16 protein-coding genes and 2 tRNA genes are annotated in these 21,649 nt (G+C 44.5%); 14 read left to right on the forward strand and 4 right to left on the reverse strand.

Translation table 11 applies throughout. From position 1 onward, the window contains the following. Positions 1-2 precede the first annotated feature (2 nt). On the forward strand, positions 3-1,562 hold the full coding sequence (locus tag OCV29_RS12825) for a SulP family inorganic anion transporter (RefSeq protein WP_073605755.1): 1,560 nt from the start codon (positions 3-5) through the stop codon (positions 1,560-1,562). Positions 1,563-1,663: 101 nt separating this feature from the next. Here OCV29_RS12825 and adhE read toward each other — a convergent pair whose 3' ends face one another. Beyond that, positions 1,664-4,369 (reverse strand): bifunctional acetaldehyde-CoA/alcohol dehydrogenase, encoded by a 2,706-nt coding sequence (gene adhE, locus OCV29_RS12830; protein ID WP_073605754.1) that lies wholly within the window; start codon positions 4,367-4,369, stop codon positions 1,664-1,666. A gap of 593 nt (positions 4,370-4,962) precedes the next feature. Here adhE and OCV29_RS12835 point away from each other — a divergent pair. Then, positions 4,963-5,817, forward strand: coding sequence for an ion transporter (locus tag OCV29_RS12835; RefSeq protein ID WP_073605753.1), 855 nt, complete (start codon positions 4,963-4,965; stop codon positions 5,815-5,817). A 102-nt stretch (positions 5,818-5,919) separates the two neighbouring features. On the opposite strand, the gene asd is transcribed toward OCV29_RS12835, so the two are convergent. Both asd and yejK read right to left on the reverse strand, forming a co-directional pair. Further along, positions 5,920-7,029, reverse strand: a complete 1,110-nt coding sequence (gene asd / locus OCV29_RS12840) for an aspartate-semialdehyde dehydrogenase (protein ID WP_073605752.1) — start codon at positions 7,027-7,029, stop codon at positions 5,920-5,922. Between the two features lie 209 nt (positions 7,030-7,238). Continuing rightward, positions 7,239-8,240 (reverse strand): nucleoid-associated protein YejK, encoded by a 1,002-nt coding sequence (yejK, locus tag OCV29_RS12845; protein ID WP_073605751.1) that lies wholly within the window; start codon positions 8,238-8,240, stop codon positions 7,239-7,241. Positions 8,241-8,323: 83 nt separating this feature from the next. On the opposite strand from yejK, the gene OCV29_RS12850 reads away from it, so the two are divergent. From OCV29_RS12850 to OCV29_RS12875, 6 genes are all read left to right on the forward strand, one after another. Beyond that, the gene (locus tag OCV29_RS12850; RefSeq protein WP_073605750.1) at positions 8,324-8,548 is read left to right on the forward strand and encodes a YejL family protein; all 225 of its coding nucleotides are present in this window, start codon (positions 8,324-8,326) and stop codon (positions 8,546-8,548) included. Positions 8,549-8,576: 28 nt separating this feature from the next. Then, on the forward strand, positions 8,577-10,382 hold the full coding sequence (locus OCV29_RS12855) for a DUF3413 domain-containing protein (protein ID WP_073605749.1): 1,806 nt from the start codon (positions 8,577-8,579) through the stop codon (positions 10,380-10,382). Positions 10,383-10,432: 50 nt separating this feature from the next. Further along, a tRNA-Pro gene (locus OCV29_RS12860) sits at positions 10,433-10,509 on the forward strand. Positions 10,510-10,674: 165 nt separating this feature from the next. Beyond that, positions 10,675-10,765 (forward strand) — tRNA-Ser (locus tag OCV29_RS12865). Positions 10,766-11,258: 493 nt separating this feature from the next. Then, positions 11,259-11,975 (forward strand): tRNA-dependent cyclodipeptide synthase, encoded by a 717-nt coding sequence (locus OCV29_RS12870; protein WP_073605747.1) that lies wholly within the window; start codon positions 11,259-11,261, stop codon positions 11,973-11,975. A gap of 346 nt (positions 11,976-12,321) precedes the next feature. Continuing rightward, positions 12,322-12,897 carry an RBBP9/YdeN family alpha/beta hydrolase gene (locus OCV29_RS12875; RefSeq protein ID WP_073605746.1) on the forward strand — a complete coding sequence of 192 codons (576 nt, stop codon included), beginning with the start codon at positions 12,322-12,324 and terminating at the stop codon, positions 12,895-12,897. Positions 12,898-12,991: 94 nt separating this feature from the next. On the opposite strand, the gene OCV29_RS12880 is transcribed toward OCV29_RS12875, so the two are convergent. Then, positions 12,992-13,864: a GNAT family N-acetyltransferase gene (locus OCV29_RS12880; protein ID WP_073605745.1), complete on the reverse strand. Its 873-nt coding sequence runs from the start codon at positions 13,862-13,864 to the stop codon at positions 12,992-12,994. 235 nt (positions 13,865-14,099) lie between these two features. On the opposite strand from OCV29_RS12880, the gene OCV29_RS12885 reads away from it, so the two are divergent. From OCV29_RS12885 to OCV29_RS12910, 6 genes are all read left to right on the forward strand, one after another. Continuing rightward, entirely contained in the window at positions 14,100-15,566 is a 1,467-nt protein-coding gene (locus OCV29_RS12885) for an aldehyde dehydrogenase family protein (RefSeq protein WP_073605744.1), read from the forward strand. 526 nt (positions 15,567-16,092) lie between these two features. Further along, a complete protein-coding gene (locus OCV29_RS12890; protein ID WP_073605743.1) occupies positions 16,093-16,767 on the forward strand; it encodes a haloacid dehalogenase type II in 675 nt (224 codons plus the stop codon). Between the two features lie 24 nt (positions 16,768-16,791). Then, positions 16,792-18,066, forward strand: a complete 1,275-nt coding sequence (locus OCV29_RS12895) for an NAD(P)/FAD-dependent oxidoreductase (protein ID WP_073605742.1) — start codon at positions 16,792-16,794, stop codon at positions 18,064-18,066. Between the two features lie 45 nt (positions 18,067-18,111). Beyond that, entirely contained in the window at positions 18,112-19,743 is a 1,632-nt protein-coding gene (locus tag OCV29_RS12900) for an ABC transporter substrate-binding protein (protein WP_073605741.1), read from the forward strand. Positions 19,744-19,856: 113 nt separating this feature from the next. Next, the gene (locus tag OCV29_RS12905) at positions 19,857-20,816 is read left to right on the forward strand and encodes an ABC transporter permease (RefSeq protein ID WP_073605740.1); all 960 of its coding nucleotides are present in this window, start codon (positions 19,857-19,859) and stop codon (positions 20,814-20,816) included. After that, complete coding sequence (locus tag OCV29_RS12910) at positions 20,813-21,640, forward strand: ABC transporter permease (RefSeq protein ID WP_073605739.1); 828 nt, start codon at positions 20,813-20,815, stop codon at positions 21,638-21,640. Before OCV29_RS12905 ends, OCV29_RS12910 begins: the two co-directional genes overlap by 4 nt. Positions 21,641-21,649: the final 9 nt, after the last annotated feature.

Raw genomic sequence — 21,649 nt, forward strand, 5'->3', positions numbered from 1 at the left:
TCATGCTTGAATTCCCGAATTCTTCAAAATTTTCAGTAAAAAATGACGTATTGTCCGGCCTGACAGTTGCCCTGGCACTGGTCCCAGAAGCTGTCGCTTTTGCATTTGTTGCCGGGGTTGATCCCATGGTTGGGCTGTATGCCGCGTTTATCGTCGGATTAATCACTTCTGTTTTTGGTGGCCGGCCAGGCATGATTTCTGGTGCAACTGGCGCTATGGCTGTGGTTATGGTCAGCCTTGTCTCTGCTCATGGCGTAGAATATCTGTTTGCCACCATATTCTTTGCAGGCATCCTGCAAATCACTGCGGGATTGCTCCGTTTGGGGAAATTTATCCGGATGGTCCCCTCCCCGGTTATGATTGGTTTTGTTAATGGGTTGGCAATTGTCATTTTTCTTGCTCAGTTAGGTCAGTTTAAAATGCCTCAGATCGATGGCACCCTGAACTGGCTTCCGGGTGATCAAATGCTGCTCATGCTGGGTTTAGTTGCCTTGACAATGGCTATCATTTTCTTTCTCCCTAAACTAACAACAGCGGTGCCTTCATCGTTAGCTGCCATTGTTATCGTTACTTTGCTGGTGCAGGGGCTGGATTTAGAAACAAGAACTGTGGTCGATTTTCTGCACACAATGTCAAATGATGCTTCAGCAACCTTAGCTGGCACATTACCTACATTTTCGATTCCTCAGGTCCCTGTCAATCTGGAAACACTCAAGATTATCCTGCCATACGCTGCAATTCTGGCCGCAATCGGACTGATTGAATCGCTGTTGACCCTGACGGTTTTGGATGAAATGACCAATACCCGTGGACAATCAAATCGTGAATGTGTCGGACAGGGACTAGCTAATATTACCTGTTCCGTATTTGGTGCAATGGGTGGCTGTGCCATGATTGGACAATCAATGATTAACATTAATTCGGGTGGCCGGGGCCGCTTGTCCGGTATTACCGCAGCCACTATGTTACTTGTATTTATCCTTTTTGCTTCTTCCCTGATTGAAATGATCCCATTAGCAGCTCTGGTTGGTGTGATGTTTATGGTCGTTATCGGAACATTCGAATGGGCAACCTTTAAACTTGCCCGCAGAGTGCCAAAGAAAGACTTCTTTGTGATTATTCTCGTCACTGTAGTCACTGTCTTCACAGATCTCGCTATTGCAGTCGCCATCGGTGTCATCGCATCCGCACTTATGTTTGCATGGGACCATGCCAAACATATTTACGCAACGAGCAAGACAAACGAGGATGGCTCTAAAGAGTATATGGTACACGGCCCAATATTCTTTGGTTCTGCTGCAAATTTCCTTGAGTTGTTTGACGCTTATAACGATCCTGAACATGTCATCGTCGATTTTGCTCAATCAAGGGTCACGGATCATTCTGCGATTGAAGCAATTGAAACTCTGGCAGACAGATACAACAATGTTGGTAAAACTCTACACCTCAAACACCTGAGTCAGGATTGCCGGAAATTGCTCCATAAAGCAGGCAGCCTGGTAGAAATTAACGTCAAAGAAGATCCAACATATAAAGTTGCAACTGATGTCCTTGCCGGATAATAAATTGAGTTGTTTATTTTAGAGAAATGTATAATCGAATCCCGGTGATAAAAAAAACCTCCAACATACGGTTGGAGGTTTTTTTATATTCAACTAAAAACTTAGCTTACAGCTTTTTGTTTTTTAGATGGAGCCTTTTTATCCGCTGACTTCATCTGATCAGATTTCTTCTTTATAACAGTTGTCCCCTCAAATGTTTCACCTTCAACAAAGGCATCACCGTAATAAGAAGTTCTCAGCACCTCTTTCAGTTCACTGATTAAAGGATAACGTGGGTTTGCACCAGTACACTGATCATCAAACGCATCGACAGAAAGTTGATCCAGCTGGGCTTCAAAATCAGCTTCAGATACACCAGCTTCTTTAATTGATTTTGGAATATCTAAATCAGTTTTCAGCTCATCCAACCATGTCAGTAAACGCTCAATTTTCTGTGCTGTATGATCGCCTGGTTGCGTCAGTTCAAGATGGTCAGCAACTTCAGCATAACGGCGACGCGCCTGAGGACGGTCATACTGAGAGAATGCAGTTTGCTTCGTTGGGTTATCATTTGCATTGTAACGAACAACGTTTGAGATAAGCAGAGCATTTGCCAAACCATGCGGCAGATGGAACGCATTACCAATTTTGTGAGCCATTGAGTGACATACACCCAGGAATGCATTCGCAAATGCAATACCAGCAATTGTCGCTGCATTGTGAACTTTTTCACGGGCAATCGGATCATTCGCACCATTGGCGTAACTTGATGGCAGGTACTCTTTCAGTAATTTCAAAGCCTGAAGTGCCTGACCATCAGAATACTCGTTCGCAAGCACCGAAACATAAGCTTCAAGTGCGTGTGTCACCGCGTCATATCCACCAAATGCAGTCAGAGACTTCGGCATATTCATGACAAGGTTTGCATCAACAATGGCCATTTGAGGTGTTAACTCATAATCAGCTAGTGGGTACTTGGCACCGGTATTATCATCAGTCACAACGGCAAATGGCGTGACTTCAGAGCCTGTACCTGAAGTTGTTGTAATACATACCAACTCAGCTTTTTGACCCATTTTAGGGAACTTATAGATACGCTTACGAATATCCATAAAGCGCATTGCCAGCTCTTCAAAGTGAGTTTCAGGATGCTCATACATCACCCACATGATTTTTGCAGCATCCATTGGTGAACCACCACCAAGCGCGAGAATCACATCTGGCTGGTAACTGCGCATGATCTCAGCACCTTTTTGCACAATAGACAGCGTTGGGTCAGCTTCCACATCGAAGAAAGTCTGAACTTCCATTCCCAGAGATTTCAGTAAATCAACGATTTCATCAGCATAGCCGTTGTTGAACAGGAAGCGGTCAGTCACAAGGAATGCACGTTTTTTACCTTCTAAATCACCCAAAGCAACAGGGAGACTACCACGACGGAAGTAAATTGATTTAGGTAATTTATGCCATAACATATTTTCAGCTCGCTTAGCTACAATCTTTTTATTGATAAGATGTTTAGGACCAACGTTCTCAGAGATAGAGTTACCACCCCATGAACCACAACCCAGAGTCAAAGACGGCGCAACGTTAAAGTTGTACAGGTCTCCGATACCACCATGTGTTGTTGGAATATTGATCAGGATACGAGCTGTTTTCAGTTTATCGCCAAAATAGCGGATACGATCTTTGTTTTTGTCCTGGTCAGTATAAAGACCTGAAGTATGGCCGATACCACCAATTTCAACCATTGTCACAGCCTGTGCGACTGCATCTTCGAAATCATCAGCACAGAACATGCCTAATGTAGGAGAAAGTTTTTCATGAGCAAATGCATCATCGTAAGCAACTTTGCCAAGACCTTCACCAATTAATACTTTTGTGTCTGCCGGCACATTCACACCTGCCATTTCAGCAATCGCAGTTGCTGGCTGGCCAACAATTTTAGCATTCAGTGCGCCATCAATTAACAGCACATTACGAACTTTATTGGCTTCTGCTTTTGAAAGTACATAGCCTTTGTGAGACGCGAAGCGTTTTTTCACTTCTTCATACACATCTTTTACAACAATAACTGCCTGTTCAGAGGCACAAACAACACCATTATCGAATGTTTTAGACATCAACACAGATGCAACTGCACGCTTAATATCTGCGGTTTCATCAATCACAACAGGAACGTTACCTGCACCGACCCCAATGGCTGGCTTACCTGATGAATAAGCGGCTTTCACCATACCAGGCCCGCCCGTTGCCAGAATCAAAGCAATGTCGTCATGTCTCATCAAAGCGTTAGAAAGCTCAACTGACGGTTGGTCAATCCAGCCGATAATGTCTTTTGGTGCACCTGCAGCGATTGCCGCTTCAAGAACCAGTTTTGCAGCATCATTCGTTGAGTTTTTTGCACGTGGGTGTGGAGAGAAAATAATACCGTTGCGTGTTTTCAAAGAAATAAGAGACTTAAAGATCGCAGTTGACGTTGGATTCGTTGTTGGCACGATACCACAGATAATACCGACAGGTTCTGCAATCGTCATCGTACCCATGTTTTCATCTTCATCCAGTACACCGCAAGTCTGTTCATCTTTATACTTGTTGTAGATATACTCTGAAGCAAAATGGTTTTTGATTACTTTATCCTCAACAATCCCCATTCCAGACTCCTCAACCGCTTGCTGGGCAAGAGGAATACGGGCCTGGTTCGCTGCCAAAGATGCTGCACGGAAGATTTTGTCAACTTTCTCCTGAGAGAAGGTTGCAAACTCAGCCTGAGCAGCCTTTACACGAAGGATGAGGGCATCAAGTTCAGCCAGATTAGTTACAGGCATAATGAATCTCCTAAATTAATAAAATGTTAAAAACTCTTTATTAAGGTTGTATCTCATGCCAAGTTGTAAAAAAAAACAAGTTAGCTAGTAACAAGCTTAGTAAACAGCTTTCATCGATGAGTATAATCTTTCAAGTTTTGAAAACATTGACTCAGATCAGTTATAAAAAATTAATTCACCCCTCTAAAAAATTAATCATTTAGCAGTAACAAAAACTAACACATTGATATATTTAATAAAAATATTCTTACTGTCTATTTTGTAACAATAATAAGAAAACTAAGCAGCAGAAGTTATTCTTACAGATAACAAAAACATACCCGATACAAATATTCAATAGTGAGACATAAATCACGTGCCACTCAAATTGCATCCATATTCAAATATAATCCCACAAACATCCATGTTTTTTACAGGCGTAATTTTCATTTTTTTGATATGAATTCATGACATTTAACACAGCTCTGACCTGATTCAGGAGTCTCTCCTGTGTAACGCTCTGACAATAAAAACTGAATCAGATATGTTGACTCAATTCGTCTGATACATGAAGCTATTGAAAAACTGATCGCAAACTGTAATAACGACAAAACATGGGTACTTCATCAATTAAGACACACCTGTACGTAATTATTTTCGGAACACATACGAAAGGTGGTAAGCTGTTTGATCTTTGTCTGATCATCACCATATTGAGTTCCTTGCTCGTTCTGATACTGGAATCTATTCCGGATATGGATGTAAGCTGGCACAGAGAGCTTCGTTATCTGGAATATATTTTCACCGCATTATTTACAGCGGAATACCTGCTAAGGTTATATTGCTCTCCCCGCCCCATGGCTTACGCAAAAAGCTTTTATGGTGTTATCGATTTGCTTGCTATTTTGCCAACTTATCTGTCTTTTCTGTTTCCGGGCATTTCTTTCATGGGCGTCATTCGTCTGCTGAGGGTGATGAGAATATTCCGGATCCTGAAACTGGTCCGCTACCTGCAGGATTCAAATATATTATTAAAGTCATTATTAATGGCGAGACGAAAAATCTTAATATTTTTCAGTACGGTCAGTATTCTGGTCACAATATTTGGGGCAATGATCTACGTTATTGAAGGGCCTGAGCATGGCTTTACCAGCATTCCGACCAGTATCTACTGGGCAATCGTGACGATCACAACCGTTGGTTATGGTGATGTTGTACCACAAACACCATTAGGTCAGGCTGTTGCTTCACTTACCATGCTGTTGGGATATTCAATCATTGCAGTTCCGACCGGAATCATTACAGCTGAATTGAACAGAGAAATGAATACCCATCGACAGTTAGTCAAATGTCCCAACTGCTCTCTCGCAGGTCATGAGTCTGACGCACTCTATTGTAAACATTGTGGGAGTCAGTTAGCAGATCCGGACAAGCGGATTGTACCAGCGGCTTCTCAACATCAGATATAACAGATATATCCAGTGGTGATATCAAGTTCAGGTAAAACAAAAAAGGTATCTTTAACAAGATACCTTTCTCTTCTTAATTGATATACTGAAAACAGCTTCTCATTACTTATCTAAAATAATCCGGAGTGTCCGGCGCAATGGTTCTGCCGCTCCCCATAACAGCTGATCACCAACCGTAAACGCATTCAGGAAATCATTCCCCATCGCCATTTTCCGCAAACGGCCGACCGGTACAGAAAGTGTTCCGGTAATTTTAGTTGGCGTCAGTTCCTGCGCAGTAATCTCTCTTTCATTCGGAATGACTTTTACCCAGTCATTATGAGAAGCGATAATATCTTCGATTTCATCAAGAGGCACATCCTGTTTCAGCTTGATGGTTAGCGCCTGAGAGTGGCAGCGCATAGAACCAATCCGGACACACGTTCCGTCAACAGGAACCGGTGAATCCTGGGTTCCCAGAATCTTATTGGCTTCAACGCCAGCCTTCCATTCTTCTTTACTTTGTCCATTATCCCGTTTTACATCAATCCATGGAATTAATGAACCTGCCAGCGGTACACCAAACTGATCAACAGGGAATGAAGGTGACCGGATTGTCTCTGCGACCTTACGATCGATATCCAGAATTGAGCTGGCCGGATTTGCCAGCTCAGAACTGACACTATCGTTAATGACTCCCATCTGGGAAATCAGCTCACGCATGTTTTTAGCACCGGCACCCGATGCCGCCTGATAAGTCATGGCGCTCATCCACTCAACCAGACCTTTTTCAAACAGACCCCCCAAAGCCATTAACATTAAGCTTACAGTACAGTTTCCACCAACAAATGTTTTCGTTCCGGAATGTATATTTTGCTGAATCTGTTTTAAATTGACCGGATCGAGAGTGATAATAGAATCTGAAGCCATGCGAAGTGTGGATGCCGCATCAATCCAGTATCCTTTCCACCCGGCTTCCCGAAGCGCCGGATAAACTTTTTCCGTATAACTACCGCCCTGACATGTCACGATTGCATCTAATTGTTTTAAGCTATCAATGTCGAAAGCATCCTGAAGTAATCCGGCATCTTTACCAAAATCAGGGGCAGAAATACCTACCTGAGAGGTACTGTAAAACACAGGCTCAAGATAATTAAAATCTCCTTCTTCAACCATTCGTTGCATGAGCACAGATCCAACCATGCCACGCCATCCAACAAAACCTACTCTCATCTTGTTAAGTCTCCCTCTTGTTCCTGTATAAAAAATGTAAGCCATCCCATCTATAAGCGGTTCAGCTCAAAATCTCAAGCTAAAATTTATATTTCCGGTCTTTTTTTGTCATCATCCCGGTTCAGTATGAAACCGGGCAGGAACGTGGGGAATAAAAACACCAAAAGTGGCTGATAAATGCCACTTTTGTCTGAATGAAAATGAAAAGATTATCGTTGACGGGTTAGCTGATCTTTCAGGTTTGGCGGTGTTCCTTTAATAGTTAAAGTATCTGTTTCCGGGTCATAAAAAATCCGCTCTCCGAGTAATAAACTATCAAAGCTAACGCTCAACCCACCACCAGAGCCAACATACTTTGTCAGCTTTCTCACTGTTGAGCGGTCTGCCGGAAAACTATCTTCAAGCTCATAACCATGGCTTTGTGTATAATCCCATAAACTGGCACCATCTTCATTATCCGGTAACTCCCCGGATAACTCTTTAACATACACTTCATCGCCTGATTTTATCTGCCCGTTGCAATAGTCAGAAACCTGCTTTTTGTACTGGATCGCTTCATCTTTTTCAAACTTAGCATCCGTACAAAAATCTTCGACGGCTTGCATAAAGACTAAATTCTGCTGCTTGGTATCTAAACCAACATCAGCCTGAAGAAAATCGAGGAAAAAATCCGCAATTTTCCGGCCAACCCGGCCTTTAATGTAAGATAAATAACGATTTGAATCTGGATCGGTCCTGTAAGCAGACAAATCCAGCCGGGCAGCTATATCCATCTGACGAATATCCAGATAATCGGTCGCGCTGATATCCAGACCTTCCGTCACTTTCAGGCTTTGGTTCGATGATAAAATACCGATGAACAGATATTCAGTGGCCAGAGACTGATATTCCGCCATCACCAAAATACCTTCTTCAGCGAACGGATATTTAATCAGCTCCTCTTTTAACTTTTCCGCACTCTTTTGGGAAAAATCATAAAAATTCAGCTTTCCATCACTCAAATCACGTAACCAGTGACTAAATTCACTCTCTGGTTTAAAAATGCCAAATCCTTTTGAAGGTTTTGAATTGAACACCCGGTGCAGCTCTCCAACCAAACTGGCTGTCGAAGAATTATTCTCTAAAGATTGACTCCGGTAATTCACTACCAACTCATCTGCATCATTTTTATGCAGTTGGTGCAAAATAACGTTAAAAAGATCAAGACTCATGATGAATTTATTATCGCTCTGGTTTCAGTTGACAGGTATAGTAGGGTATCATAAGCCGTTTTTCTATCATTGTCAGAGTCCTTATGCCTATTACATCCAAATATAGTGATCAAAAAATTGAAACTATTCTGGCAGAAATTGCCGCTGTTTTTGATAAACATGACGCCTCACCAGAGCTGGTATTAATGATCGCAGGAAATATTGTTACGAATGTGCTAAACCAAAATATTGCAGAGAATCAAAGAAAAGCAATTGCTGAAAAATTTGCGCAGGCACTGATGTCATCGATCGAAAGTACAATCCACTAATTCATCATATGGATCATATACAGAAACAATGGTAGATAACGATAACACTTATGGAGAGCGCGTCTCCCGTCTGGTTGGCTGGGGGCATTGGTTTGCTTTCTTCAACATTGTTGCCGCCATGTTAATCGGGACGCGATATATTTCTCAGTCTCCCTGGCCGGAAACATTACTTGGACAATTCTATCTCGCTGTTTCGTGGGTTGGACATTTTGGTTTTTTAGTTTTTTCCCTGTATTTACTGGTTCTGTTTCCCCTGACTTTTTTAATGCCGGTCAGGAAGCTGTTTCGGTTCTTTGCTGTGTGCTTTGCCACCATCGGTTTAACCGTTCTGCTTATCGATACCCAAACCTATCACAAGCTCAATCTTCACCTGACCCCGGTTGTCTGGGAAGTGTTATTTAGTGATGATTCAAAAGCAATTACCAAAGACTTACAACATCTGTTCGTTTTGCTGCCTCTGATATTTGCACTGGAAATCGGCTTGTCGGAATGGGTTTGGCGCAAACAAAGACGTTTATCTCATAAGCATGTCGGCCGTCCGCTCAGTACCGTATTTTTTATCTGTTTCATCAGTAGTCATCTGATTTATGTCTGGTCTGATGCCTCACTGTATACTCCCGTTACCAGTCAGAAATCCAACTTCCCCCTTTCTTATCCAATGACAGCAAAGTCATTTATGGAAAGACATGGATTATTTAACCGGGAAGAATACCGGAAACGCCTTCAGGAAAAACAATCCCATGATACGATCCTGGTTAACTACCCCCTTGAGCCCATCCGGTTTGATCGTCGGCCTAACCCTTTAAATATATTGATCGTCAGCGTTAATAATTTAAGAGCAGATATGTTAGATAGTGAACATATGCCCCGGACAACCCTGTTTGCGCAAAATAACCTTAACTTTGTCAACCATTACAGTTCCAGTAACGATATGCTGGGAACATTTGGTCTGCTTTATGGTTTACCAAGCAGCTATGAACAAAGCATCAAAGTGCAGGGAACGCCACCACTACTGATCGATGTATTAAAAGACAATCAGTACCGGTTTGGATTATTTAGTGGCAGTAACTTCCATGATCCCATTTATGAAGAAACAGTATTTCGCGGGCTGGACCTCAATACCATCAAATTCACTGACAGCACCAGTCATGACGAACAGACTGTCGATGCCTGGTCCCGCTGGGTCTCAGAAAAGACAGACTCCCGCTGGTTCAGTTATCTGGAGTTTGTGACTGTCCAAAGTTATGACGCACCTCAAAACACCGGAAATAACCCACCAGGAGAGTGGCTCAAGAAAAATTATGAGCAGTCTGTCCTGACAGCCGACAGAGAACTTGGCTATCTGTTTGATAAACTGAAAAAAATGGATCTGCTTCAATCAACAATTGTTGTTGTCACATCAAATCACGGGACTGAGTTTAATGAAACAAAATCGAATAGCTGGGGAGCGAATTCGAATTACAGCCAGTATCAGTTAAAGGTTCCTTTGATCATGCACTGGCCGGGGAAAATTGCAGCAGAATATACACAACGTTCAAGCCATTTAGACTTCTCAGTCACACTGTTACAAGATTTACTGGGCGTTTCATCAAACCCTGGAGATTACAGCAGTGGTAAGAATTTGTTTGATGAACGGAAGAGACGCTGGATTCTCGCTGGGGATGCCAGAGAGTTAGCGCTTATTACAGATAAACAAACAACGGTCATCGACAAATTTGGTAATTTTAAGGTGTACGATAAAGATTATCACCGACTGCCGGATGTGAATCCAACATTGCCGATTTTGATGCAAGGGCTGACAGAGTTAAAACGTTTTTACAGCAAAGAAAATTGAGCCAGTGAAGTCTTGACTCAATCGCCTGAAAGGGTTAGAGTACGGCCCATCGGACTGTAGCGCAGCTTGGTAGCGCACCGTCATGGGGTGTCGGGGGTCGGAGGTTCAAATCCTCTCAGTCCGACCATACAGAAAAGGAAGTTTTCAGCAATGAAAACTTCCTTTTTTACGTAATAAGATGTACATAAATATAAGCTTCACGGCATACACTGCCTTTATTGCTCAAAAATCACCCAAACTCACTTTTTTATCTTTACAAACAGAAATTAAGTAATTATTATCGAAAAAATTCGGAGAGATGGCTGAGTGGTTGAAAGCACCGGTCTTGAAAACCGGCATACGTTAATAGCGTATCTAGGGTTCAAATCCCTATCTCTCCGCCACACATATGAAAAAAGCTGTTGAGATTCAACAGCTTTTTTTGTCTTTATCAAATGGTAAATCATTCAATTATACCATTCTAAGTAGCTTTCTGATCTGGATATATCTGGTTCCGCAAACCGCTCAAACCATCCATGCCCTTGTATGTTTGCTCCACCAGACACATCCAGATGATCAGTTTATTTTCCAGATTGGTATTATCCCTGAGCAATAAAAGTTGATATGTGTACTCAAGGTCACACATCCTTCTGATATCAGCTGTATTCATACTGAAATATCTTAATCTTTCGGACATACATAAAAATACTTCATGCGAAAGTCAGTGTTCACTTAACGACATAGAATGAACCATCAGGATAAATATGATATCAGGCTCATTTTCATTGTATTCTGTTTACTGCCTGTCTCACCCATAAACTGGCCCCAAACGCCTTTAATCAAGTATCTGGATGCTCCGTTTTTATTATTTTCTGTTTTAACTTTTAAGGGATCAATATGAATCAAAAACCTCAATATAAAGGAGAAATACAACAGGTTTCACCAAAAACTGAAAGGGATTTTCTGAAATGTAAGCCCCGCTGTTTTGTTGGGGTAAGCCTTGGTAACCCAAGTTTTACCGGTGCTAAACTCGAAGGTTTAATCCGGTTTATTTCAAAACGGTTTGGTGCATGTACTTTTTTATTAGGCGATCATATCCATCGGTTAACATTACAAATCAGGCTTGGGGTTGACGAGGCGCAAGCCACAAAGATCGCATTAAATATGGGGCGGGAATATACACAGCTCTACCATCCTTTATGGGAAAAAGTTTTCAAAGAGTCATCCTTCAATTTCATCAAAGGTTCAGATATTTATAATGATGAAAGAGTTTCTTGCTATTTGATGAATATACAGACCCTCTATCAGGATAATCCGGAGTTTATGGCGGCAGTTGATAGGTTTGCACGAACGTTTATTTCCAGAGCTTTGAATCACAATGAATTCACGGAAAATGCGATCGCACTGTCTTCGCAATATGTACTTGAAGAACTGGCTGAGACATGTCTGATGATTGATGAAGGCCATCAGGTACTGGTATATCCGGGATCACTTGCTATTTTTGAACAAATAGCCGAAGGAAATTTTCCTGCGCTGCCGAAGGAACTGAAATCTCTTGTGAATGTGAGCGTACGGCTGAAGAAACGTAAGTTAGCAAATTTATCACTCGTTTAAATGCACATGAAATATTTGTCCGGGAAAATGCGTGAATCACGAATCGTTTCCCCATAAACGGCCGCTTTCAGTCTTATTCAGAGAAGTGGCTCCCCCGGAAAAGGAATCAATTGAAAAGGATCAATAAGAAACCTGTTGTTTACACATGTCAGATTTTAGGCGATGATTAATTTTTCCGAACTATTTGGAAATATGCATTTCTAAATATCCACATCCTTTCGAATCATAGTCAGGAGAACCAATATAGCCTGAATGACTCAGGTTCAGGAACAGGGACCGTCATTCAATCAGGCCAAATCATTTATAAAAACGAGACTGTATCAAAACACAACTCTAAGGAGAGAGTATGCATTTACTTTTTTTAGCAGGAATCGGCAACTCAGGTCCGGGGCACTGGCAATATCAATGGTATATGGCATCTGAGAATGTTTCATGGCTGGAACATTCTGACTGGGATAATCCGGTGATGGAAGCGTGGCTCAGTGATTTAGAAAGCTTTCTGGAAAAAAGAGATGAGCCTGTCGTCGTTGTGGCCCATAGTTTAGGCTGCGTCCTGTTTACAGAGTGGTTACAACGCACCCAAAACAAAGAAAAAATTGCGGGTGCATTCCTGGTGGCTATGCCGGACGTCCTTGACCCGAAATTTCCCGCTCAGGTGCATAACTTCAGAAACCTGAGTGAAACTCAGCAATGCTGTCCGGCAGTCGTGATTACCAGCGACAATGATCCTTTTGGCACCGCAGAACATGCACAGCATCAGGCAAAAAAACTCAATGTACCACTGCTCAACATCGGTCCGGTGGGTCATATTAATGCGCAGTCCGGATTAAATGGCTGGGCTGAAGGAAAAGCGCTCCTCGCTGATTTAATTGCACGCATCGAATGCATCACATCATCACCGGAAAATCAAACGGTGTCGTAATCACACAGCTTTGTTGATCAAACTTTCTCTGCTCAAACAACGGGGCTATCCGTAGCGGATGCCCCGTTTTAAAAATATATTGAATCAGCTCTGATTATCCCATTGCCTGACTCACCAGACAAAACTGGATCAAATCCCCTTCAGCCCGGGGGACCTCACCTTTGACCATCTGGCTGACGGTATCCACTTTGTTGAGCCCCCAAGCTGAGAGTTGTGTACCGATTTCACGATATTGATTGACGATATCCAGCCGGACAAACTGTTGATCACACGCCAGCAACTGATGAGAAATCAATGCTAATGCATGCTGCGGATTTTCTGCAATGACAGGCCCAATACAGCATCCCCGGCCAAAGTCACGACAAACGGCAAAGCCGGTAATTTTCCCTTCGTCCTCAATCACCAGCGTCTGGTTCGAAGTATTCAGAACCAGATCACCGATCGCACCACGGTCCATACCACATGACGCATTCATCATCTGCTTCAGTGTTTGCTCCTCACCAACATCCATCTTACGAATCCCTGCATCAGCCTTTGGATGAACCAAAGTCACTTTTTCAGTTTCAACCACATTCTGATATTGCTCAATCACCGCATATTCTTCAAAACCAATTTTTTGATACAGCGGTTTCCCCATCTCTGTCGCAGTCAGATACAGATAACTACCCGGCTCAGCACACGACATAATGTCATTCATGATCTGCCGGCCGAGTCCCCGCCCCTGAAAATCATCTGAAATGACAATTAAACCGACACTGGCATATTTTCCCTGTGGTACCAGGCACGCCGTACCGATGAGCCGCCCTTCAGCTTCCATCACCAGAGCGTGGCCAACCGATACGATCTGTTGCCAGTCCTGAAGTGTATGCGGCCAGTGTAACGCTTGTGTCATCACATGAGCGTCAGCCATATCTTTTTCATCCATCGGTCTGATGATGACATCTTCCTGAGCCGTTTTTGTATTCATATTCATTCCTTAAATGATAAAGATACATCAGCGTTGTATCGGGGTTATGTTGAGTCTGTTGTTATTCCATTAGTTATTCAAAAAGACAATAGTTATCATTTAAAACGGCAGATCACGCTGTTTTATCCGCACTAAAATGATACGAATGCTGAATCATCAGCAGATGTCGGCAGCACATACCGCCCGAGTTTATTTAATATAATCATTCGGAAAACATCATTCAGGATGAAACGCTATGGACTGGTATAACCCATCTGACACAGATATTCCCAAAGGTCACTTTATTGATGGTCGCTTTATGTCATTCAATGATGATACTTCTGTGGATGTCATTTGTCCGTCAACCGGACAGGCATATGCCGCTTTAAATTACGCTTCACCCGACACTGTCGAATTCGCCGTCTCTCAGGCTTATCAGGCATACCGGACTAACTCATGGGCCTCAATGGCACCGCGGGAACGGGCAAAATATTTATTTCAATGGGCAGAACTGATAGAAAAACATCAGGCCAGTCTGGCACAGCTGGAATCTTTAGGCTCCAGTCGTCCGTATCATGAAGTATTGCAATGGGATATTCCATATGTGGTCGATTGTCTGAGGTTTTTCGCCGAGCTGGCCGATAAACATGGTGGCTATGTGGGCGCCACTCAGCAAGATCGGCTGGGTATGGTGATCAGCCAGCCTTATGGTGTTATCGGCGCAATTACGCCATGGAACTTTCCGATGAGCATGTTGATGTGGAAAGTTGGTCCGGCACTGGCAGCAGGCAATGCTGTCGTTCTGAAACCTTCAGAAATGACGCCATTTACCAGTGTTTATCTGGCAAAACTGGCCGTCGATGCCGGTATTCCGGCGAACCAGTTTAATGTGGTTCAGGGCGATGGAAAAACTGTAGGACAGGCGATTTGTGAGCATTCACTGATTGGTAAAGTGACATTCACCGGCTCAACGGCAACCGGAGCCGCGATTATGTCAACCTGTGCGCTGAAAGGGCCGAAGCCATCCACGCTTGAGTTAGGTGGTAAAAGCCCTCAGGTGGTGTTTGCGGATGCTGATATTGACAAAACAGCGCTGACGGTTGCGAAGGCGATTACCGGCAATGCCGGACAGGTCTGTGTTTCCGGTTCAAGACTGATTATTCATCAGGATATTGCTGAAACATTTTCTCAAAAAGTCCTCTCACACTTCAGTCAGCTCCGGATGGGCCCGACATGGAATAAGAGTACCACCCTGCCCCCCATTATCTCAGCAGGACAGGCACAAAGAATCAATTCCATCGTCAATCAGAGTATTGCGCAAGGCGCAGAGCGGCTTTGTGGCGGAGAGTTAATCAACGACGGTGGTTCCTTCTTTACCCCAACATTACTGGCTATCACTGACAACAATAACTGCGCAGTTCAGCAGGAAATCTTCGGACCGGTTCTGACCATGCAAACTTTTGACTCAGATGAGCAAGCCTGGGCGCTGGCAAGTCATGAAACATACGGTTTAGCTGCCGGGATTCATACACAAAATTTACAGCGTGCGTTGACCGGTATGAGACAAATAGAAGCCGGTTCTGTCTGGATTAACCGGTACGGCCGTTCTTTTGATCATATTATGCCAACCGGAGGATTTAAACAGTCCGGTATTGGAAAAGATATCGGAGTTGAGGCTTTTCAGGCAAACCTGAAAACCAAAAGTGTGCTGATTGATTTTTAAACATTCGTCCTGAATGACCCTGAGATGCAGAGCTTGGTAAGATTTGAAAATATTTCTCCGTAAAATGCTTATTTACAAAAAAATTACCCGCAACAATAGAATTACAAATAATTAACAAATGAGTTCATAATACAAGCACTTCAGGCAGATTCATGATACATCGTGAATCTGCTCTTTCATCAGCAAATAATTTCGTCACTGACAGAAAATGTATGCGATGTACACAGCCACACGATCGCCAACAACAACCAGAAGAAAACACACTGGAACAAATAAAAAATTAACTTACTGTTATTTAATAACTATTTTAATTCATTCATGTATCACCTCTCTCTGATAACCCATCCCTGCCCAGCAAAATCAGCACCGTATTAACTGCTGTATGCTTGTTGAAAAAAGTTTATTTCTGCTTCTGAACCCCTGAATTAAATGTTATCTGCTGTGTCATTGTGATGTAATAATTTATAGAAACAAATGATAAATAAATGTTTTTAAATTGTTACCTCTAGTTTTAAGGATGAATTCGATGAGTACACTTCGCCCCAAATACATCACCTTTGACTGCTATGGCACACTGACTAATTTTCAGATGGCAACCATGACACGGGAAATCTTTAAAAACCGTATTTCTCCAGAAAGAATGGATGCTTTCGTCAAAGACTTTGCGAGTTATCGTCTTGATGAAGTTATGGGGGCATGGCAACCCTACGATCAGGTTGTGAAAAGTTCACTGGAAAGAACCTGTAAAAAATGGGGCATCGCATATATCGATGCGGAAGGTCAGCAATATTATGATGCAGTGCCAACCTGGGGGCCACACGCTGATGTACCGTCAGGCCTTTCCCGGCTGGCGAAAGAATTCCCGCTGGTCATTTATTCCAATGCCAGTGACAGCCAGATCATGAGTAACGTCGAAAAACTGGGCGCACCGTTTCACCGGGTATTTACGGCTGAAGAGGCCAAAGTCTATAAACCCCGGCTCGCTGCATTCGAATATATGATCGATAACTTAGGGTGCAGTCCGGAAGAAATTCTGCATGTCTCTTCCAGTTTCCGCTATGACCTGTTTTCCGCCGATGATATGGGCATCAAAAATAAAGCATTTATTGCCCGCGGTCATGAGCAACCCGCCAACACAATTTATTCTTATCATCAAGTCCCCGACATCAATGCACTCGCTGACTTGCTGGGCCTCGATTAATGATACTCACATCAGGAGTCAGCTATGATCAATCAATCCTATTGGATCGATACCAAACCCCGGTTTACGCGTGGTGCAGAAACTCTGGGGAACTCTCACTATGATGTGGCCATTGTCGGCGGCGGACTGACCGGATTAACTGCTGCACATACACTGGCAAAACAGGGCGTATCAGTTGCCCTGTTTGAGGCCACTGCAATTATGGAGCAGGCATCCGGACAAAATGGCGGCCAGTGCAGTACCGGCGTTGCCCAGGATTTTTCGGCGCTGTCTGCCACTCTCGGGCTTGATAAGGCGAAACGTTATTACACCGCTTATTCAAATGCTGTCGATGCACTGCGCAACATCATCACTGAAGAGCAAATTGAATGCGAATTCCGTGAAAGCGGCAAACTCAAACTGGCTGCCAAGCCTCAGCATGCTGAAAAGATCTTCAACACCTGCGAACTCATTCAGCGTGAAGTCGATCCAAATGTCAGATTTCTTGATGCTGAAGGGCTGAAAACCGAAATTACCTCCGGACAGTTTTACGGCGGAATGGTACAGGACAATGCCTTTCAGATTCATGTCGGCAAGCTGGGCGTCGGCATTGCAGACAAGGCTGCGGAATACGGTGCTCATATCTATGAAAACAGCCCGGTCGTCCAACTGAAAAAGCAGGGTAAACAATTCTCGGTCGAAACACCCAAAGGAAAAATCACAGCAAACGATGTCATTATCGCCAGTGGTATCAGCCAACACGGTCCGCTTGGCTGGTTCAGAAGACGGATTGTACCGGTCGGCAGTTTTATTCTGGTCACAGAAAAACTGGATCCGGCGCTGATTGAACGGCTCATGCCAAATAAACGCTCTTATGTCACCAGTAAAATTATCGGTAATTATTTCAGGGTCATGGGCGATGACCGCCTGCTGTTTGGTGGCCGGGCACGCTTTGCCATGACCAGTCCTGAATCCGATGCCATCAGCGGCAGAATCTTACTGAAAACCATGGGGGAAATGTTCCCGGAATTACAGGGAGTTCAGGCGACACACTGCTGGGGCGGCTTAGTCGATATCACTCCGAACCGTCTCCCGCGGGCCGGACAACACAACGGCATGTTCTATGCCATGGGCTACAGCGGACACGGCGTACAAATGGCTGCTTATATGGGCCAGCAACTGGCACACATGCTCGGTGGCCATCCGGAAGCAAACCCGTGGAAAGATGAATCCTGGTATGCCATCCCCGGATATTTTGGCAAGCCATGGTTTTTACCCGCAGTCGGTGCTTACTACAAATTGCAGGATTATCTGCATTAAGCCCGCATCATCAGATGAATCGTAATATAGAAAGGATGCAATATTATGAAAGATAAAAAGATTATCACCGGTCAGGCATGTATGAATGAATTTGAGCGATTAACAAAAGAAGGTCGCTCAAGACGCTCTGTCCTGAAATCACTGGGAGCTGCGGGGGTGTTGATGGCCGCTTCAGGTACATCACTGAGCCCGCTGAATGTGTTTGCCGGTAACGAATCGTCTGCATCATCGCAGAAAGGAAAACCGGGGGGGAAAATCAAAGTTGCGAGCCTGTCCGCTTCAACATCGGATACCCTTGACCCGGCAAAAGGTGCGCTTTCAACAGACTACGCCCGCCACTTCATGGTCTATAACGGCCTGACAAAGTTTGATGAACATTTAGTCCCGCATCTGGAACTGGCCGAAAGTATCGATAATGAAAATGCGACGGTCTGGCATATTAAACTGCGGCAGGGCGTGTTATTCCATGACGGCAAAGAACTCACTGCAGAAGACGTGGTCTTTTCCCTGAACCGGCACAAAGATCCGGCGACAGCCTCAAAAGTTATGGGACTGGCAAAACAACTGAAATCTGTGAAAGCCACTGGCAAGTATGACGTCAAGATTATCCTCGAAGGACCGAATGCTGAACTTCCGTCAATTTTTGCGGTGTCACATATGCTGATTGTGCCGGCGCACGTCAGCGACCTGAACAAAGGTATTGGTACAGGACCATTTGAAGTTTCCAGATTCAAACCGGGCATGATCACCGTCGTGAAGAAGAACAAAAATTACTGGAAGCCGGGCTTACCTTACCTGGATGAGATTGAATTATTTGCGATTCCCGATGAGCCTTCACGGGTCAATGCCCTGCTTTCCGGTGAGGTTCATGTGATCAACGAAGTGAATCCACGATCGACCTCCCGGATTCAGGCCAGCGAAGGACACAACTTCGTGAATGCGCCATCCGGTAATTATACCGATCTGATCATCCGTCAGGATCTGATGCCGGGTAAAAGTGCTGAGTTCACTGAAGCCATGAAACTGCTGATGGATCGGGAACAGATTAAATCAGCTATTTTTCAGGACTTTGCTGTCATCGGTAACGATACACCAATCGCGCCCGGCGCCCGTTATTTTAACTCAGAACTTCCTCAGACAACCTTTGATCCTGAAAAGGCCAGGCATCTGATTAAGAAGGCCGGTTTTGCCGATGCAACCATTCCTTTAGTCGCATCTGCTGCAGCAACAGGCTCGGTGGAAATTGCCGTCCTGATGCAGCAATCAGCAGCGAAGCATGGCATTAAAATTGATGTTCAGACCAAACCAGCTGATGGATACTGGTCAAATCACTGGGCAAAACATCCGCTGAGTTTCGGCAACATCAACCCCCGCCCGAATGCGGATATTATTTTCTCGCAGTTTTTCCTTTCCGGCGCATCATGGAACGAATCACACTGGAAAAACAGCCAGTTTGACAAGCTGCTGTTCGATGCCCGCAGCGAAACCGATGACAACAAACGTGCCGGAATGTACGCAGAAATGCAAACGCTGGTGCATGAAAAATGTGGCATTGGCGTCCCGGTCTTTATCAGTAATATCGATGGTGTGGATTCAAGACTGAAAGGCTACGGTACGAACCCGCTCGGCGGCTTCATGGGCTATATGTTTGCCGAAAAAGTCTGGCTGGATGCCTGATATCGCCGGATACATATACCCGCTCAAACGGACGTATATACCCGCTCAAACGGACGCCCGATTAATAAGCAACGGCACATTGTGCTGTTGCTATCGCCCCCGAGGATAACCTGATGAATAACGTTTTAATGTCTTTAGTTGTACGTCGGTTCTTAAGTGCCATACTGACGCTGTTTCTGGTTTCGGTTGTTGTGTTTGCAATTACCAATATTCTGCCCGGCGATGCTGCCCAGCAGATACTGGGACAATTTGCCATGCCGGAACAGGTTGCTGCGCTCCGGGCACAACTCGGTCTGGATCAACCGGCAATCGCCCGTTATTTTCACTGGCTGTTCAGCTTGCTGAGCGGCGACCCTGGTCAGTCTTTCGCGAATAATATGCCGGTCAGTAAACTGATGGATGAACGGCTGCAGAATACCTTAATGCTGGCAGCAGCAACCTCGGTTATCTCTGTTCCTGTTGCTCTGTTTCTGGGCATTTTCTCCGCCATCTACAGAAATGGTCGCGTCGATAAATGCCTGAACACCCTGACACTGGCGCTGGTGGCTGTCCCGGAATTTCTGGTTGCAACCATTGCAGTGCTGATCTTTGCAGTCAAATTACACTGGTTTTCAGCCATTTCATATGGCGGCGCCGGAGACGGCATTCTGGATTTCTTACGCGCTTATACACTGCCGGTCATGACGCTCTGCTTTGTGATTACGGCACAAATGGCAAGAATGACCCGTGCAGCCATGGTCGATGAACTCAGCACCAGTTATGTCGAGATGGCGTACCTGAAAGGTCTGTCAACACTCCGGATTGCGATTGTTCATGCACTACCGAATGCCATCGGACCCATCGCTAATGCGGTTGCACTCAGTTTGTCTTATTTGTTCGGTGGCGTTGTCATCGTTGAAGCGATTTTCAATTTTCCCGGTATTGCCGGACTGATGGTCGATGCAGTCACCAACCGGGATATTGCGCTGGTACAAGCCTGTACCATGCTTTTTTGCAGTGGTTATCTGGGCCTCATTCTGATTGCAGACATCTGCGCAATTGTATTCAATCCAAGACTGAGGAATAAAGTATGACTGTCCCCTCTTCACAATTTTCACCTTTATGGCAGGCGCTGAAAAAAATCAGTTCACTGATCTGTCTGCTGTGCCTGTTCCTGGCTGTTTTCGGTCCATCACTCGCCCCTTACAACGTGGGTGAAGTGGTCTCCAAAAACATCTTTGCGCCTGTCAGCGAACAATTCCTGCTGGGCACCGATTATCTCGGACGTGATAATCTGAGCCGGATTTTAAATGCTATCAGGTACACCGTCGGTTTATCTTTGACCGCATCCGTGCTGGCTTCCTGCACCGGCACGCTGATCGCACTGACCGCAGTCATGTCTCCCAAATGGCTGGAAGAAATTATCATCCGTCTGGTCGACGCCCTGATCTCTATCCCCAGCAAAATGCTGGCACTGGTCATTGTGGCCGGATTCGGCTCTTCCATTCATCTGCTGATTATCACGGCTGTGATTGGTTATGCACCGGGCGCGTTCCGCATCGCATACAGTCTGGCCCTGAGTCAACACGAGCTTGAATATGTACAGGCCGCTAAAATCCGCGGAGAAAGCCCGGTTTATATTGCTGTCAGGGAGATTCTGCCCAATATTCTCAACCCGGTTCTGGCTGATTTTGGTTTACGGTTTGTCTTTATCGTTTTGCTGCTTAGTGGGCTGAGCTTTCTTGGCCTTGGTATTCAGCCACCAAACGCCGATCTGGGCTCACTGGTGCGGGAAAACATTGGTGGTTTAAGTCAGGGAGCCGTCGCACTGATTGCCCCCGCGATCACCATCGGCATGATGACCGTTGCTGTCAATTTGGTGATAGACCGGATTGCAGAGCAACGAAACCAGCATTAAGGAGGCGCT

The organism is Vibrio aerogenes (assembly GCF_024346755.1).
GTDB lineage: Bacteria > Pseudomonadota > Gammaproteobacteria > Enterobacterales > Vibrionaceae > Vibrio > Vibrio aerogenes.